Source organism: Methylobacterium sp. D48H, from assembly GCF_053345715.1.
In genome coordinates, this window is record NZ_JBKFAP010000125.1 from 1 (window position 1) to 323 (window position 323).

At 72.8% G+C, this 323-nt stretch carries 1 pseudogene; it reads right to left on the reverse strand.

Annotated features, from left to right (window positions below):
• Positions 1-323 (reverse strand): annotated as a pseudogene (locus tag ACLBX8_RS31770) (amidophosphoribosyltransferase); the annotation flags it as partial.

A 323-nucleotide genomic window follows, 5' to 3' on the forward strand; every position in this document is an offset into this window, starting at 1 on the left:
TGAGCGCCACGATCGCGTAGGCGCCCTGGATCGCCTGCAGGGCGTCGATGAAGCGCTCGATGATCCGCGGCTTCCGCGAGCGGGCCGCGGGGTGCAGGATCACCTCGGTGTCGGAGGTCGACTGCGTGATCGCGCCGTCGCGCACGAGGTCGCGGCGGATCGACAGGGCGTTGGTGAGGTTACCGTTGTGGGCGACCGCGAGGCCGCCGCTGGCGAGCTCGGCGAAGGGCGGCTGGACGTTGCGCAGGATCGTGCCGCCGGTGGTCGAGTAGCGCACGTGCCCGATGGCGGCGCGGCCCTTGGGGCGGGCGATCGTGTCCCCG